18 protein-coding genes are annotated in these 14,432 nt (G+C 59.9%); 6 read left to right on the top strand and 12 right to left on the bottom strand.

The features are described 5' to 3' along the window. Nucleotides 1-64: 64 nt before the first annotated feature. A complete protein-coding gene (locus CXK91_RS04995; protein WP_103455209.1) occupies nt 65-823 on the bottom strand; it encodes a Nif3-like dinuclear metal center hexameric protein in 759 nt (252 codons plus the stop codon). Nucleotides 824-985: 162 nt separating this feature from the next. Here CXK91_RS04995 and algW point away from each other — a divergent pair, with 162 nt between their 5' ends. After that, nucleotides 986-2,143: a Do family serine endopeptidase AlgW gene (gene algW / locus CXK91_RS04990; protein ID WP_103455208.1), complete on the top strand. Its 1,158-nt coding sequence runs from the start codon at nt 986-988 to the stop codon at nt 2,141-2,143. 79 nt (nt 2,144-2,222) lie between these two features. Here algW and hisC read toward each other — a convergent pair whose 3' ends face one another. From hisC to CXK91_RS04935, 11 genes are all read right to left on the bottom strand, one after another. After that, nucleotides 2,223-3,269 (bottom strand): histidinol-phosphate transaminase, encoded by a 1,047-nt coding sequence (gene hisC, locus CXK91_RS04985; RefSeq protein WP_103455207.1) that lies wholly within the window; start codon nt 3,267-3,269, stop codon nt 2,223-2,225. A 113-nt stretch (nt 3,270-3,382) separates the two neighbouring features. Further along, nucleotides 3,383-4,693, bottom strand: coding sequence for a histidinol dehydrogenase (gene hisD / locus CXK91_RS04980; RefSeq protein WP_003281212.1), 1,311 nt, complete (start codon nt 4,691-4,693; stop codon nt 3,383-3,385). A 169-nt stretch (nt 4,694-4,862) separates the two neighbouring features. Further along, nucleotides 4,863-5,495: an ATP phosphoribosyltransferase gene (hisG, locus tag CXK91_RS04975; protein WP_003281214.1), complete on the bottom strand. Its 633-nt coding sequence runs from the start codon at nt 5,493-5,495 to the stop codon at nt 4,863-4,865. Nucleotides 5,496-5,571: 76 nt separating this feature from the next. After that, nucleotides 5,572-6,837: a UDP-N-acetylglucosamine 1-carboxyvinyltransferase gene (gene murA / locus CXK91_RS04970; protein WP_003281216.1), complete on the bottom strand. Its 1,266-nt coding sequence runs from the start codon at nt 6,835-6,837 to the stop codon at nt 5,572-5,574. A gap of 103 nt (nt 6,838-6,940) precedes the next feature. Beyond that, the gene (locus tag CXK91_RS04965) at nt 6,941-7,180 is read right to left on the bottom strand and encodes a BolA family protein (protein ID WP_103455206.1); all 240 of its coding nucleotides are present in this window, start codon (nt 7,178-7,180) and stop codon (nt 6,941-6,943) included. A gap of 99 nt (nt 7,181-7,279) precedes the next feature. Next, nucleotides 7,280-7,768 (bottom strand): phosphate-starvation-inducible protein PsiE, encoded by a 489-nt coding sequence (locus CXK91_RS04960; RefSeq protein ID WP_003281219.1) that lies wholly within the window; start codon nt 7,766-7,768, stop codon nt 7,280-7,282. A gap of 11 nt (nt 7,769-7,779) precedes the next feature. Further along, nucleotides 7,780-8,094: an STAS domain-containing protein gene (locus CXK91_RS04955; protein WP_058063872.1), complete on the bottom strand. Its 315-nt coding sequence runs from the start codon at nt 8,092-8,094 to the stop codon at nt 7,780-7,782. Further along, on the bottom strand, nt 8,087-8,734 hold the full coding sequence (locus CXK91_RS04950) for an MlaC/ttg2D family ABC transporter substrate-binding protein (RefSeq protein ID WP_003281221.1): 648 nt from the start codon (nt 8,732-8,734) through the stop codon (nt 8,087-8,089). The genes CXK91_RS04955 and CXK91_RS04950 overlap by 8 nt, the downstream gene beginning before the upstream one ends. Nucleotides 8,735-8,745: 11 nt before the next feature. Continuing rightward, on the bottom strand, nt 8,746-9,204 hold the full coding sequence (mlaD, locus tag CXK91_RS04945) for an outer membrane lipid asymmetry maintenance protein MlaD (protein WP_058063871.1): 459 nt from the start codon (nt 9,202-9,204) through the stop codon (nt 8,746-8,748). Continuing rightward, complete coding sequence (gene mlaE, locus CXK91_RS04940; protein ID WP_003281224.1) at nt 9,204-10,001, bottom strand: lipid asymmetry maintenance ABC transporter permease subunit MlaE; 798 nt, start codon at nt 9,999-10,001, stop codon at nt 9,204-9,206. The genes mlaD and mlaE overlap by 1 nt, the downstream gene beginning before the upstream one ends. Further along, nucleotides 9,994-10,809, bottom strand: coding sequence for an ABC transporter ATP-binding protein (locus CXK91_RS04935; protein ID WP_103455205.1), 816 nt, complete (start codon nt 10,807-10,809; stop codon nt 9,994-9,996). Before CXK91_RS04935 ends, mlaE begins: the two co-directional genes overlap by 8 nt. 281 nt (nt 10,810-11,090) lie before the next feature. Here CXK91_RS04935 and CXK91_RS04930 point away from each other — a divergent pair, with 281 nt between their 5' ends. Genes CXK91_RS04930 through lptB form a run of 5 tightly spaced genes read left to right on the top strand, consistent with a single transcriptional unit; the run spans nt 11,091 to nt 14,427 of the window. Then, a complete protein-coding gene (locus tag CXK91_RS04930; RefSeq protein WP_058063870.1) occupies nt 11,091-12,065 on the top strand; it encodes a KpsF/GutQ family sugar-phosphate isomerase in 975 nt (324 codons plus the stop codon). Beyond that, nucleotides 12,065-12,589 carry a KdsC family phosphatase gene (locus CXK91_RS04925; RefSeq protein ID WP_103455204.1) on the top strand — a complete coding sequence of 175 codons (525 nt, stop codon included), beginning with the start codon at nt 12,065-12,067 and terminating at the stop codon, nt 12,587-12,589. Before CXK91_RS04930 ends, CXK91_RS04925 begins: the two co-directional genes overlap by 1 nt. 8 nt (nt 12,590-12,597) lie before the next feature. Beyond that, nucleotides 12,598-13,170 carry an LPS export ABC transporter periplasmic protein LptC gene (lptC, locus tag CXK91_RS04920; RefSeq protein ID WP_058063869.1) on the top strand — a complete coding sequence of 191 codons (573 nt, stop codon included), beginning with the start codon at nt 12,598-12,600 and terminating at the stop codon, nt 13,168-13,170. After that, nucleotides 13,157-13,702, top strand: a complete 546-nt coding sequence (gene lptA, locus CXK91_RS04915) for a lipopolysaccharide transport periplasmic protein LptA (protein WP_003281230.1) — start codon at nt 13,157-13,159, stop codon at nt 13,700-13,702. The genes lptC and lptA overlap by 14 nt, the downstream gene beginning before the upstream one ends. After that, nucleotides 13,702-14,427: an LPS export ABC transporter ATP-binding protein gene (gene lptB / locus CXK91_RS04910; protein ID WP_058063868.1), complete on the top strand. Its 726-nt coding sequence runs from the start codon at nt 13,702-13,704 to the stop codon at nt 14,425-14,427. Before lptA ends, lptB begins: the two co-directional genes overlap by 1 nt. Nucleotides 14,428-14,432: the final 5 nt, after the last annotated feature.

The following is a 14,432-nucleotide window of genomic DNA, read 5'->3' as shown; positions in this document are numbered from 1 at the left end:
CCCTCGAAGAATGCTGCCCGCCTATCGCACACCATGCTTGCTGGTCACTGGCTGCCCCTGCGCGCTAGGCCGGATTGGGGCAATCGATGAACTGGTGCTCAATGCCGAATCGGTTGGCGAGGTACTCCCCCAGGGCCCGAACTCCGTAACGCTCGGTGGCATGGTGGCCAGCCGCGTAGAAGCTCAGGCCATTCTCGCGCGCGATATGTGCCGTGGGCTCGGAGATTTCTCCAGTGACGTAGGCATCCACCCCGGCCGCCACTGCCTGTTCGATATAGCCCTGAGCGCCACCGGTACACCAGGCAACCCGCTGAATCAGGCCATTGCCTTCAACCATCAGCGGCTGGCGCCCGAGCACCTGCTGTATCCGGCGCATGAAATCCATCGGTGACATAGGCTCACTCAGCGACCCTACTAAACCCACCGAGCGCGGATTTCCCGGCTCCAGCGGCCCCTCTGCAGTTAACCCCAGCAGTTGCCCCAACCGGATATTGTTACCAACCTCTGGATGGACATCGAGCGGCAGGTGGTAGGCCAGCAGACTGACATCGTTGCTAAGCAGCGTTTTCAGACGCCGCTGCTTCATGCCGACAATGCGCGCATCCTCGTTCTTCCAGAAATAACCGTGGTGTACCAGCACCACATCTGCCCGCGCCTCGACGGCCGCATCCAGCAACGCCTGGCTGGCCGTCACACCGCTGACGATTCGCGCCACCTGCTGCCGTCCCTCCACTTGCAGGCCGTTGGGGCAGTAATCGGAGATCCTGGCGGCATCCAGATAACGATCTGCTTCCTGAACCACGGTGGTGAGCGCAACAGTCATGGGAAACCTCTTGGTCAATGCGACACGGCCCGATGAATTTCTCGGTTAACGGTCGCGGCAAATCATGCAAGCATGAAGCTGCATTTCAGTTGCAGCTTCGTATAATGCCGCCACCTTAAGGGCCACTTCCCGCGCCCGCAACTCTGTCCGGACCCTTGTGCGATGTTCAATGCCCTGCGTTTCCTCGGCTGGCCGTTGCTGGTCGGCTTGCTCGTAGCCCTGCTGATCATCCAGCGTTACCCACATCTGGTGGGCATCAAGGAACACGACATCGGCCTGCAACAGGCGCCGCTGGTGGCAGCAGCGCCGCAGCAGGGACCGCACTCCTATGCCAACGCGGTAGCCGGCGCCGCGCCGGCAGTTGCCAACCTCTATACCACCAAGGTCATCGAGAAGGCCGAGCAACAGGCGCCGCTATCCAAAGATCCGTTATTCCAACGCTTTTTCAGCGACAACCTGCCCAGGCAACGGCGCATGGAGTCGAGCCTCGGCTCGGCGGTGATCATGAGTTCCGAGGGCTACCTGCTGACCAACAACCATGTGACTGCCAACGCCGAGCAGATCGTCGTGGCACTCAAGGACGGGCGGGAGACCCTGGCCCGCGTGATCGGCAGCGACCCGGAAACTGACCTCGCGGTACTGAAGATCGATCTGGCCGACCTTCCAGTCATCACTGTCGGTCATTCTGATCGCATACGCGTGGGCGACGTTACGCTAGCCATTGGCAACCCGTTCGGCGTCGGACAGACCGTCACCATGGGCATCATCAGTGCAACCGGCCGCAATCAGCTGGGCCTGAACACATACGAAGACTTCATCCAGACCGATGCCGCCATCAATCGTGGCAACTCGGGCGGTGCATTGGTAGATGCAGGCGGTAATTTGATCGGCATCAACACTGCCATCATTTCCGAGTCTGGCGGGTCCCAGGGCATCGGTTTCGCGATCCCGGTGAAGCTTGCGCTGGAAGTGATGAAATCGATCATCGAGCACGGCCAGGTGATCCGCGGCTGGCTGGGCGTGGAAGTACAGTCGCTAACCCAGGAGCTCGCCGAATCCTTTGGTCAGGAAGGTCGCCCGGGCATCGTCGTGGCCGGCGTATACCGCGATGGCCCCGCAGCCCGCGCAGGACTCCAGCCTGGAGATCTGATTCTGAGCATTGACCGAGTGCAATCGGCCGATGGGCGCAGTTCGATGAATCAGGTGGCCCGCGCACGCCCAGGCGAGAAAATCGACATCGACATCCTGCGCAACGGCAAACCGCTGACTCTAACCGCCGAAGTCGGTATGCGGCCGCCGGTAAACGCCGCACCGAAATAGCGAGCTCATAGCGCTGACGACCGACGCGCAACCGCAGCGCGTCTTCGCCGAGAAACAACAGCAGGAAGCACAGCCGGCGCTAGCCGAGTGCGGCCAACAGCGCCTGATTCTGCTCCGGCGTGCCGATGGTGATGCGCAGAAATTGCTCGATCCGCGGCTGCTTGAAGTGCCGCACGATTACGCCCTGCTCGCGCAGACTGGCAGCGATGGTTGCCGCATCGCGCTGCGGGTGGCGCGTGAAAATGAAGTTCGCCGCCGACGGCAGCACCTCAAAACCCAGGCCCTGCATGGCGTTCACTACTGCTTCACGACTTTCGATGACCTGCTGACAGGTCTGCTGGAAATACGCGCGATCCTCGAACGCTGCAGCGGCACCCGCAATGGCAACGCGATCCAGCGGGTACGAGTTGAAGCTGTTCTTGATTCGCTCCAAGGCCTCAATCAGGTCTGGGTGACCAACCGCGAGCCCTACGCGAAGCCCGGCCAACGAGCGCGACTTAGACAGCGTCTGCGTCACCAGCAAATTCGGATAACGATCGATCAGAGCAATGGCTGACTCGCCACCAAAATCAACATAGGCCTCATCGACCAGCACGACGGATTCAGTATTCGCCTTAAGCAACTGTTCGATCGCCTCAAGCGCAAGCAGGCACCCGGTCGGCGCATTTGGATTGGGGAAGATAATGCCGGCATTCGGACGGTTGTAGTCCGCCACCTCGATCTGGAACTGCGGGTTCAGTGCGACTGCTTCGTATTCGATGCCGTAAAGCCCGCAGTAGACCGGGTAAAAGCTGTAGCTCACATCCGGAAAGAGAAGCGGGCCATCGTGCTGAAACAAGCCATGGAAAGCGTGGGCGAGGACTTCATCCGAGCCGTTACCGACAAACACCTGATTCGGCTGCACCGCATAATACTCAGCCACAGCCTGCTTAAGGCGCTCGCCGTTGGGATCCGGATACAGCCGCAGGTTGTCGTTGAGCTCCGCCTGCATCGCGGCAATTGCGCGCGGGGAAGGACCATAAGGGTTCTCGTTGGTATTGAGCTTGACCAGCTTGCTCAGCTTCGGCTGCTCACCCGGCACGTAGGGCACCAGGTCCTTGACGAAAGGGCTCCAGAATTTGCTCATCTGCCCTTCTCTCCTTGAATGTGATCGGTTTGCCGTAGACGGAAATATCGACGCTTCCGCCATTCGAATAGGCTTAAGTGGTCAACGACGCTGCCCACTCAAAGTCCCAGACGTTAGTTCTTGATGCGGTACTCGGCGCTGCGGGCATGAGCCGTGAGCGACTCGCCGCGCGCAAGGACCGACGCCACCTTGCCCAACGTAGAGGCACCCTCGGCCGAGCAATTGATGATCGACGAACGCTTCTGGAAGTCATACACGCCCAGCGGCGAGGAAAAGCGTGCTGTTCCGGAGGTCGGCAACACGTGGTTGGGCCCAGCGCAGTAATCACCCAGCGCCTCGGCGGTGTAGCGCCCCATGAAGATGGCGCCCGCATGACGAATCTGCGGCAGCCACTGCTCCGGCTCAGCGACGGACAACTCCAAGTGCTCCGGCGCGATGCGATTGGCCACGTCGATGGCCTGCTGCATGTCAGCCACCTGAATCAGCGCACCGCGACCTTCGATGGAAATGCGGGCAATATCGGCACGCTCCAAGGTCGGCAGCAGGCGGGTAATGCTTTCGGCAACTCGATCAAGAAATTCGGCGTCAGGGCTGACCAGGATCGACTGGGCATCCTCGTCATGCTCGGCCTGGGAGAACAAGTCCATGGCGATCCAGTCAGGATCGGTCTGGCCGTCACAGACCACCAGGATCTCCGACGGCCCGGCAATCATGTCGATACCGACCTTGCCGAATACGTGACGCTTGGCAGTAGCAACATAGATGTTGCCCGGGCCGACGATCTTGTCCACCGGCGGCACGCTCTCGGTACCGTAGGCCAGCGCCGCGACCGCCTGTGCACCACCGATGGTAAACACCCGATCGACACCGGCTATACAGGCTGCGGCCAGCACCAACTCATTGAGTTCGCCGCGCGGAGTGGGCACCACCATGACCACCTCCGGCACACCAGCAACCTTGGCAGGGATGGCGTTCATAAGCACCGACGACGGATAGGATGCCTTGCCGCCCGGCACATAGAGACCGGCGCGGTCCAGCGGGGTGACTTTCTGCCCCAGCACCGTGCCATCGGCCTCGGTATAGGTCCAGGAGTCCTGTTTCTGCCGCTCGTGATAGCTGCGCACCCGCTCGGCAGCAACTTCGAGGGCCTCGCGCTGCTCAGGGGTGATGCGCTCGAGGGCCTGCTCCAGCCGTGCGCGCGGCAGGATCAGATCAGCCATGGAGGCGACCTGTAGTCCATCGAAGCGCTGGGTTAGCTCGACCAGCGCAGCATCGCCGCGCTCGCGCACAGCCTTGATGATCTCCAGCACTCGCTCGTTTACGCCATCGTCGGAAACGCTTTCCCAGCTCAACAGATGATCCAGATGACGTGCGAAATCGGCATCGGCAGCGTTGAGTCGGCGAATGGCGGAGGGAGCGGTCATAGCGGGCCTCATGGTTGGCTAGGCATCGGAAGCGGCCTGCTTCATTGCAACGGCACGAAGCGCAGGCCGGGCTCTCAGGCGCCGCTAGAATATCAAGCCCACCGTGCGGGCACCTGAGAATTTCAGCTATGGCACGGATAGACAGGCGCGGTGGCGACCGCGAGATTCATCAATGCTGATGCTGTTGGACGGCCGCGTGCAGAGTATCAATCAGCGCCTGGATACGCCCATGCTGCATTTTCATGGAAGCCTTATTCACTACCAGGCGGGAACTGATGTGAGCGATCAGCTCCTGGGGCTCCAGACCGTTGGCCCGCAGCGTATTGCCGGTGTCGACCACGTCGATGATCTTGTCTGCCAGCCCCACCAGCGGAGCGAGTTCCATGGAGCCGTACAGCTTGATGATATCGACCTGACGCCCCTGCTCGGCGTAGTAACGTTTGGCGACGTTGACGAACTTGGTGGCGACGCGCAAGCGGCCTTTAGGCTCCGGCGCGCCGACCTTGCCAGCAGTCATCAGCTTGCAATTGGCGATGCGCAAATCGAGCGGCTCGTACAACCCCTGACCGCCGTACTCCATCAGCACGTCCTTGCCGGCAACGCCGAGATCGGCTGCGCCATGCTCAACATAGGTGGGAACGTCGGTGGCACGGACGATCAGCAGACGCACATCGTCCTGGGTGGTCGGAATGATCAGCTTGCGGCTCTTGTCCGGGTTCTCGGTGGGCACGATGCCGGCCGCGGCGAGCAGCGGCAGGGTATCGTCGAGAATGCGGCCTTTGGACAGGGCGATGGTGAGCATGGAACACATTTCCTTTGGGAACTGGGAAGGACCCTCGGCAAAAACGAGGGCCCGCTAGCCATCCGTCTTGCGAAACCTAGCCTGGAACGCGGCGAATCTTCGCCCCCAGCAGCTGCAGTTTCTCCTCAATGCACTCGTAGCCACGATCAATGTGGTAGATGCGGTCGATCAGCGTATCGCCCTCGGCGACCAGGCCGGCAATTACCAGGCTCGCCGAAGCGCGCAGGTCGGTCGCCATGACCGGTGCACCTTTGAGACGCTCAACGCCGGTGACAACGGCCGTATTGCCTTCGACCAGAATCTGCGAACCCATGCGATTCATTTCGTAGACGTGCATGAAACGATTTTCGAAGACCGTTTCGATTACCGTACCGGTGCCTTCGGCAATCGCGTTCAAGGCGATGAACTGCGCCTGCATATCGGTAGGGAACGCCGGGTACGGTGCCGTCCGTACGTTAACGGCCTTGGGCCGCTTACCCTTCATGTCCAGCTCGATCCAGTCGCTGCCAGTATCGATATGCGCACCCGCTTCGACCAGCTTGTGCAGCACGGCCTCGAGCAGCGTTGCATCGGTATCCTTCAGGCGGACACGGCCGCCAGTGGCGGCAGCCGCCACTAGATAAGTGCCGGTTTCGATACGGTCGGGCATAACGCTATAGCGTCCGCCGCCAAGGCGCTTGACGCCATCGATGGTGATGGTATCGGTGCCGGCACCGGAAACCTTGGCGCCCATCGAGTTGAGGAAGTTGGCCAGATCGACCACCTCAGGCTCGCGTGCGGCGTTTTCCAGCACGCTACGACCGTTGGCCAGGGCAGCGGCCATCATGATGTTCTCGGTACCAGTCACACTGACCGTATCAAAGAAGAAGTGCGCGCCGCGCAAACCACCGGCCGGCGCCTTGGCCTTGATGTAGCCGCCCTCGACATCGATGTGTGCACCCATCGCCTCAAGACCACGGATGTGCAGATCGACTGGCCGCGAGCCAATCGCACAACCGCCTGGCAGGGCAACTTCAGCCTCACCGAAGCGCGCGACCATCGGACCGAGCACCAGAATCGATGCGCGCATGGTTTTCACCAGCTCATAGGGCGCAACCAATGTCTTGATACTGCTGGCGTCCACTTCGACGCTGAGTTTCTCGTCGATGACCGGCTGCACGCCCATACGGCCGAAGAGCTCGATCATCGTGGTGATGTCATGCAGATGTGGCAGGTTGCACACCGTGACTGGGGTGTCGGCCAGCAATGTGGCGGCCAGAATCGGCAAAGCAGAGTTCTTCGCACCGGAGATGCGGATTTCGCCGTCGAGGCGAATGCCGCCGGTAATGATCAGTTTGTCCATGGATATTCCCGTAAGCCGCAGGCTGAAAGCACTGTCGAAGGAGGCCGCGCAGTCAGCGAGACGCGCTCTGCCTGAAATGGTTGGTAGCGCTGGCCGGCGGCGATCAGGCGCGCCCAGCCCAGTCGGCACGACTGAAGAACTTCATGGTGACGGCATGAATGCTGCCATCGGCGATCCAGGGATTGAGGTGGGCGTATATCTGCTGCTGACGCTTTACCGGGCTGAGCCCGGCCAGCTCATCGCTGATTACGTTGAGCTGGAAGTTGCAGCCTTCACCTTCCACTTCTACCTGGGCTTCTGGAATCTTCTGTTCCAGGAAACTCTTCACTTCTTGGGCCTGCATGTTCAACCTCGATCGGCGCAGGACGCGCACGGGCCGGTCATCATACAAAAAAGGCCGGAGGCTGCGAACCCCGAACCTCGTCGATCCGACACAGGCGTCTCAATCAAGCGTCTCGGCGCCTTGGTCTCGGCTGCGCTGGCGAGACCGGCCGCTATCGCTCTGCACTGCAGGGAATCGTGAGGAGGCAAAGCGCACCACAAGAATGGCCAACGCCAACAGCAGGATTGCACCGGAGATATAGACCACACCCATATCAGGACGGTGGTGGTGAGAAACGTCGGAGATCAGCAGACGCGTCAGCGCGGTAATCGCTACGTAGATGAGGAAGCGAACCGGCATGTGGTTGGTCTTGAAGTAAATCCCGACCATTGCACCCAGCTCTAGGTAGATGAACAGCAGCAGGATGTCATCGACCGTGATATGCCCCTTCTCGACCATGCCGAGAAAGGCCATGACCGCGGCCCAGGCCGTGACCGCGCCGATCGCAAACAGCGCCAGGTAGTGGAAGCTCTCCACCAGCAGGTTGCCCAGCGATTCGGCCAGTTCGTGCACGCTATCGCGCAGCTCTTCCGCCCAGCGCAGTTTCATACAGCCGTCCTTTAAGCGTGAATTGCTTCCAGCGGAAGGATATCCAGCAAGCCGGACACCTTGGCAATCTTTTCCATCTCTTCAGGTAACGCGCTGACGCGCAAATCGACACCAGCAGCCTTGGCGTCACGCATGAACGCCAGCAGCAACGAGAGACCAACGCTACTGGAGCGCTCGACCGACGAGCAATCCAGCGTCAACGGCGTACGACTGGCGGCTATCAACGCCCGCCCAGCCTCTCGCAGAGCAGGGCCGGTCTGGTAGTCCAGCACACCAATCAGGCGTAACTCGCCTTCGGCAACGCGCTCGATTCGCGTCTCACTCATCGCCGACAGCCTGCTGTCCAGCCTCGGTGTCCTTGGCGCGCGCCACCACTTCAGCCCAACCATCGATGGTCTTGTCCAGATCACCGCCGTTGCGCTGCATGGAGTCGGCAAACTGATCGCGGAACAGCTTGCCGATGTTGATGCCATTGATGATCACGTTGCGCACGCGCCACTCGCCATCCTTGACCATGGTGTAGGACACCGGATAAGTCTCACCCTGCCGCCCAACCACTTCCATTCCAACGCTGGTGCGTTTGTCGTCCTGCTTGCCGCTTGGTGCCAACACACGAATCTGTTGGTTGTTGTACTCCAGCAGCGCATTGCCATAGAACTGCATCAGGCTACGTTTGAAGTTTTCCTGGAAGCGCGCGATCTGCTCCGGCGAAGCATTACGCGAGTATTTCACCGTCATAATGCTGCGCGAGATGCCTTCGGCATCGACCACCGGCCCAAGAATCTCGTTTAACGAGTCATAGAAAGCCGCAGGATCATTACGGTACTGCTCCTTATTGTCCTTCAGGTCCGCCAGCAGCTCATCGGTGGTTTTCTGAATGACCTGATGGGCGGTCAGCGCAGCGTGGGAGAACATGGGCAGTACAGCCAGCAGAATCAGCAGGCCACGACGCAAGGCAGTCATCATGAGCATCTCCTTTAATCTTTATTAACCGAGTTGAGCAAGAATTTGCCGATCAGGTCCTCAAGCACCAGCGAGGACTGGGTGTCCTGAATGGTGTCACCATCCGCCAACAATTCATCCTCACCGCCGACACTGATACCGATGTACTTCTCGCCAAGCAGCCCGGCAGTGAGAATCGAGGCGGTCGAATCGGCCGGCAGGATTTTCACGTCCTGTTGGATTTCCAGCGTCACTCGTCCGGTATAGCTGTCGCGATCCAGATCGATCGCTGTGACCTTGCCGATCGTAACGCCGGCCATGGTCACCTTGGATCGGACAGTCAAACCGGCAATATTGTCGAAATAGGCATACAGCTTATACGTGTCGGCATTGCCGACGGTCAGTCCGCTGACGCGCAGCGACAGCAGCAACAAGGCCAGCAGGCCGGCAAGCAGGAACAGGCCGACGCCTATTTCCAGTGTGCGAATACGCATCAGAAATCTCCAAACATCAACGCGGTCAAAATGAAATCGAGGCCGAGCACCGCCAGCGAGGCGTACACGACGGTCCGGGTGGTGGCACGACTGATTCCCTCGGAGGTCGGCTCGCAGTCATAGCCTTGAAATACAGCAATCCACGTAACCACCAACGCGAACACCACGCTTTTGATCACGCCGTTGAGCACATCCGAACTGAAGTCGACACTGTTTTGCATGTTGGCCCAGAACGAGCCTTCATAGACCCCCAGCCACTGCACCGCGACCATCGCCCCGCCCCAGATCCCAACGACGTTGAAAATCAGGGTCAGCAGCGGCAGCGAAATGAAACCGGCCCACAGGCGCGGCGCGATGATGTACTTGAGCGGGTCGACACCAATCATCTCCAGGCTCGAGAGCTGTTCGGTGGATTTCATGTTGCCGATCTCGGCCGCCAGCGCCGAGCCGGCACGCCCAGCAAATAGCAGCGCAGTGACCACCGGCCCGAGCTCGCGCAACAAGGTCAGAGCGACCATCTGCCCAACCGCCTGCTCCGAACCGTAGCTGCTAAGTATGCTGTAGCCCTGCAGCGCAAGCACCATGCCGATGAAGATGCCAGAGACCACGACAATCGCCAGCGACAGCACGCCAACCGAATACAGCTGCTTGACTAGCAGCGAAAAGCCGTTATGTAGCGCGCTGCGACCAAACAAAACATGCACGAGGAATATGGTCGAGCGCCCCAGGGCCGCCAACACATCCAGACCGGCGCGACCCAACAGGGCGATCCGATCCAACAAGGAACGCTTACGCATCGGTGCCTCTCAGCAGATCGTCGGCATAGGCCGGCGCAGGAAAGTGGAAGGGTACCGGCCCATCGGCCTCGCCTTTCATGAATTGCCGAATGCGCGGATTGTCCGACTTCATCAACTCGGCCGGCGTACCCTGCCCGAGTACCTGGGCGTCGCCTACCACATAGATGTAGTCGGCAATGGACGCGGTTTCGGCGAGATCGTGAGATACCACGATGCTGGTGATGCCAAGCGCGTCATTGAGCAACCGAATCAGGCGCACCAGAACGCCCATCGCAATCGGATCCTGTCCGGCAAACGGCTCGTCATACATAAGGATTTGCGGATCCAGAGCAATAGCCCGCGCCAGCGCGACACGCCGCTTCATACCTCCGGAAAGCTCATCGGGCATAAGCTCGATGGCACCACGCAGACCCACCGCCTGCAACTTCATCAGCACGATGTCGCGAATCATCTCGCCTGACAGCTTGGTGTGCACACGTAGCGGAAACGCGACGTTCTCGAACACGTCGAGGTCGGTAAACAGCGCGCCACTCTGAAACAACACGCCCATCTGTTTGCGCATATCGAACAGCTCGCTACGCGAGAGGCTCGGCAAATTGTTCCCAGCCACCCAGACTTCTCCCTGGGCAGGCATCAGTTGAGCGGCGATAAGCCGCAGCAGAGTCGTCTTGCCACACCCGGACGGCCCCATGATGGCCGTTACCTTCCCTCGCGGGATGGTGATGTCGACATTCTCGAAAATACTGCGCTCACCGCGCTTGAAGGTCACTCCCTTCAGCTCGACGGCGTAGTCGTTGCAGGCGCTCATCTGGTCTCCTTGCATGCAGTCTGCGTAACAGACGGCTCCCGATGCCGTCGGGATACTTTCTGCCATGACCGTTTTCGGCGGCGCACTATAGCACTGCCCCCCAAGCCGCCCAACTGATGAGCGTTTCAGCAGATGACTAGCCATGTACCGTTCAGCCGAGGTTCAGCCAGCACTGTTGAAAAGCGAATGGACGGCAGCAGACGTTGCGCGGACATTTTCCATGAGCGCGTAGCGGATTCTCGCTATAATCGCCGCCTTTTAATCGGACGACCTCGCCAGTTATGAGCCAGAGCAGCCAGTTGATCGAAACCGCGCAGCGCACCATCCGCCTTGAAGTCGAGGCCGTTGAGCAGTTGAACGCACGTATCGATTCCTCCTTTGTGAAGGCCTGCGAACTCATTCTCAGCTGCAAGGGCCGTGTCGTCGTGGTTGGCATGGGCAAGTCAGGCCACGTCGGGCGCAAGATTGCCGCAACCCTAGCCAGCACCGGAACCGCGGCTTTCTTCGTGCACCCGGCAGAAGCCAGCCACGGCGACATGGGCATGATCACCCAAGATGACGTGGTGTTGGCCCTGTCCAATTCAGGCTCAACCAGCGAAATTGTCACCCTGTTACCGCTGATCAAGCGACTGGGCATCACCCTGGTCAGCATGACCGGAAATCCAGCCTCGGTACTGGCCAAGGCGGCAGCGGTCAATCTGGACGCCAGCGTGGCGATCGAAGCCTGCCCACTGAATCTCGCGCCTACCTCCTCCACCACGGTCAGCCTTGTGCTGGGTGATGCATTGGCCATCGCGCTGCTTGAGGCGCGTGGATTCACCGCCGAGGACTTCGCCTTTTCTCATCCCGGCGGCGCGCTGGGCCGTCGTCTGCTCCTCAAGGTCGAACATGTCATGCACACCGGCGAGCGTCTGCCGAAAATCGCCCGCGGCACCTCGCTACGTGACGCGCTGCTGGAGATGACTGAAAAAGGACTGGGCATGACCGTCATTGTCGAAGCCGACGGGAGGCTGGCCGGAATCTTCACTGATGGCGACCTGCGCCGAGCGCTCGACAAGGGTGTTGACGTACGCCAAACCAGCATCGACGAGGTGATGACCGTACACGGCAAGACCGCTAACGCCGAAATGCTTGCCGCCGAAGCGCTGAAGATCATGGAAGACCACAAGATCAGTTCGCTGGTGGTGATCGACGATCAACAGATGCCGGTTGGAGCACTGAACATGCACGATTTGCTTCGCGCAGGAGTCATGTGATGCACGAACAGCTACTACAACGGGCCCGGGACATCCGTCTGGCCATTTTCGATGTCGATGGCGTACTCACCGACGGTCGCCTGTACTTTCTGACCGACGGCAGCGAGTTCAAGACGTTCAATACGCTGGACGGCCACGGCATAAAGATGCTGATCAACTCAGGCGTAAGCACCGCCATTATCAGCGGACGCAAAACCCCAGTGGTGGAGCGTCGGGCGCAGAATCTGGGCATACAGCATCTATATCAAGGCCGCGAAGACAAGCTGGTAGTGCTCGACGAGCTGCTGGCCGAGCTCGGGCTAAGCTACTCTGAAGTGGCTTATCTTGGTGACGACCTTCCCGACCTGCCTGTGATTCGCCGCGTCGGCCTTGGCATGGCGGTCGCCAGCGCCGACGGCTTCGTGCGCGAACACGCCCACGGTGTGACACAGGCACGCGGTGGCGAGGGTGCGGCGCGCGAGTTCTGCGAGTTGATCATGCGCGCCCAGGGCACCCTGGCTGCAGCGCAAAACGCTTACCTGTAGAGGTCTGGATGCTTCGCAAACTGCGCTTCGCCGCCCTGCTGACCTTGGTCGCCGCCTTATTGGTCGCAGTTGGCTACTGGAATATCCGCCCGGAAAGCTTCATGCAGCAGCCTCCCGTTGCCAGCAGTGATACGCCGGATGTCGATTTCTACGTAATCAACTCGCGCACGGTGCAATACCAACCCGACGGCAAGCTCAACTACGAGCTGAAAGCGGACAAACTCGAACACATCAAGGCCAGCGACGTCAGCCTGCTGACCAAACCCGACCTGATGTCCTACCGCGGCACAGACCTGCCCTGGCATGTGCGCAGCGAACGCGGTGAAGTGTCGGCAGAGGGCGACGAAGTCTTGCTGATCGATAAGGTCAGAGTCGAGCGCACCGATGCCAAAGGCCGACCGACGATCCTTACCACCAGCCGGCTAACGGTCTGGCCGGAGAAGGATTATGCCGAGACAAACCAAGCCGTTAGAATCGAGGCCGCCAATGGCGTGACCACAGCGACCGGCATGAAAGCGTACATGGATGACGGCAGGATGCTCCTGCTGTCCAACGTAAGAGGCCAGCATGAGCTGCGTTAAGACTCTCCCCCTCCTGCTCGGTTTGAGCGCATTCTGGCTTGGCGCCAGCGCCTGGGCGCTTCCCGAGGATCGTGAACAGCCAATCCGCGTACAGGCCGATTCCGCCGAACTGGACGACCGACAAGGCGTAGCGGTTTACCGCGGTGACGTAGTCATCACCCAGGGCACGATGAAGATCACCGGCGATACGGTGACCATCACTCAGAACAGCAGCGGTGACGTCGAGGTTTTCACCTCTATCGGCAAGCCTGCCTATTACGAACAGAAGCCTGCGGTGGACAAGGAAATCGTCAAAGCCTACGGCCTGACCATCCAGTATTTCGCCGCCAACGAGCGCATCGTACTCATCGATCAGGCCAAGGTCGTTCAGGAAGGCAACACCTTCGAAGGTGAGAAGATCGTCTACGACACCCGTCGGCAAATCGTGAACGCCGGCCGCGCCACCAATGCCGACGTGACCACACCACGTCCACGCGTGGATATGGTCATCCAGCCGCGCAAGAAGGAAGCGGCTGCGGAGCAATCCGAATAATGGCAGTTCTAAAAGCTCAGCATTTGGCCAAGAGCTACAAGAGTCGCCAGGTCGTCCGGGACGTCAGTCTTTCCATCGAAAGTGGGCAGATCGTCGGCCTTCTCGGCCCTAATGGTGCCGGCAAGACCACCTGCTTCTACATGATCGTCGGCCTGGTCAACGCCGATCAAGGCCGGGTTCTGATCGATCAGAACGACGTTACCCATTTGCCAATGCACGGCCGTGCACGGGCCGGGATCGGTTATTTACCGCAGGAAGCGTCCATTTTCCGCAAGCTCTCGGTTGCCGACAACATCATGGCGATTCTCGAGACACGCAAGGATCTAGACCGCAGCGGCCGCCAGCAGGCTCTGGAAGGGTTGCTGCAGGAATTCCACATCAACCATATCCGTGACAGCCTCGGCATGAGCCTGTCCGGCGGCGAACGGCGCCGCGTGGAAATCGCCCGCGCACTGGCTACCGCACCTAAGTTCATCCTGCTTGATGAGCCCTTCGCCGGCGTCGACCCTATCTCCGTAGGCGACATCAAGCAAATCATCCACCATCTCAAGGCCAAGGGCATTGGCGTTCTGATCACCGATCACAACGTCCGCGAGACACTCGATATCTGCGAAACCGCCTATATCGTCAACGACGGGCAGCTGATCGCTGAAGGCGATGCCGAGACTATCCTGAGCAATCAACTGGTCAAGGAAGTCTATCTGGGCCACGAATTCCGGCTGTAAGACAG

It is taken from the genome of Stutzerimonas stutzeri (genome assembly GCF_002909485.1).
Classification (GTDB): Bacteria; Pseudomonadota; Gammaproteobacteria; order Pseudomonadales; family Pseudomonadaceae; genus Stutzerimonas; species Stutzerimonas stutzeri_AH.
This window is presented reverse-complemented; position numbering and strand designations above follow the sequence as displayed.

Coding starts and splice junctions, on each gene's coding strand:
- CXK91_RS04995 (WP_103455209.1), bottom strand. CDS start 823: ATGACTGTTGCGCTCACCACCGTGGTTCAGGAAGCAGATCGTTATCTG.
- algW (WP_103455208.1), top strand. CDS start 986: ATGTTCAATGCCCTGCGTTTCCTCGGCTGGCCGTTGCTGGTCGGCTTG.
- hisC (WP_103455207.1), bottom strand. CDS start 3,269: ATGAGCAAATTCTGGAGCCCTTTCGTCAAGGACCTGGTGCCCTACGTG.
- hisD (WP_003281212.1), bottom strand. CDS start 4,693: ATGACCGCTCCCTCCGCCATTCGCCGACTCAACGCTGCCGATGCCGAT.
- hisG (WP_003281214.1), bottom strand. CDS start 5,495: ATGCTCACCATCGCCCTGTCCAAAGGCCGCATTCTCGACGATACCCTG.
- murA (WP_003281216.1), bottom strand. CDS start 6,837: ATGGACAAACTGATCATTACCGGCGGCATTCGCCTCGACGGCGAAATC.
- CXK91_RS04965 (WP_103455206.1), bottom strand. CDS start 7,180: ATGCAGGCCCAAGAAGTGAAGAGTTTCCTGGAACAGAAGATTCCAGAA.
- CXK91_RS04960 (WP_003281219.1), bottom strand. CDS start 7,768: ATGAAACTGCGCTGGGCGGAAGAGCTGCGCGATAGCGTGCACGAACTG.
- CXK91_RS04955 (WP_058063872.1), bottom strand. CDS start 8,094: ATGAGTGAGACGCGAATCGAGCGCGTTGCCGAAGGCGAGTTACGCCTG.
- CXK91_RS04950 (WP_003281221.1), bottom strand. CDS start 8,734: ATGATGACTGCCTTGCGTCGTGGCCTGCTGATTCTGCTGGCTGTACTG.
- mlaD (WP_058063871.1), bottom strand. CDS start 9,204: ATGCGTATTCGCACACTGGAAATAGGCGTCGGCCTGTTCCTGCTTGCC.
- mlaE (WP_003281224.1), bottom strand. CDS start 10,001: ATGCGTAAGCGTTCCTTGTTGGATCGGATCGCCCTGTTGGGTCGCGCC.
- CXK91_RS04935 (WP_103455205.1), bottom strand. CDS start 10,809: ATGAGCGCCTGCAACGACTACGCCGTCGAGCTGAAGGGAGTGACCTTC.
- CXK91_RS04930 (WP_058063870.1), top strand. CDS start 11,091: ATGAGCCAGAGCAGCCAGTTGATCGAAACCGCGCAGCGCACCATCCGC.
- CXK91_RS04925 (WP_103455204.1), top strand. CDS start 12,065: ATGCACGAACAGCTACTACAACGGGCCCGGGACATCCGTCTGGCCATT.
- lptC (WP_058063869.1), top strand. CDS start 12,598: ATGCTTCGCAAACTGCGCTTCGCCGCCCTGCTGACCTTGGTCGCCGCC.
- lptA (WP_003281230.1), top strand. CDS start 13,157: ATGAGCTGCGTTAAGACTCTCCCCCTCCTGCTCGGTTTGAGCGCATTC.
- lptB (WP_058063868.1), top strand. CDS start 13,702: ATGGCAGTTCTAAAAGCTCAGCATTTGGCCAAGAGCTACAAGAGTCGC.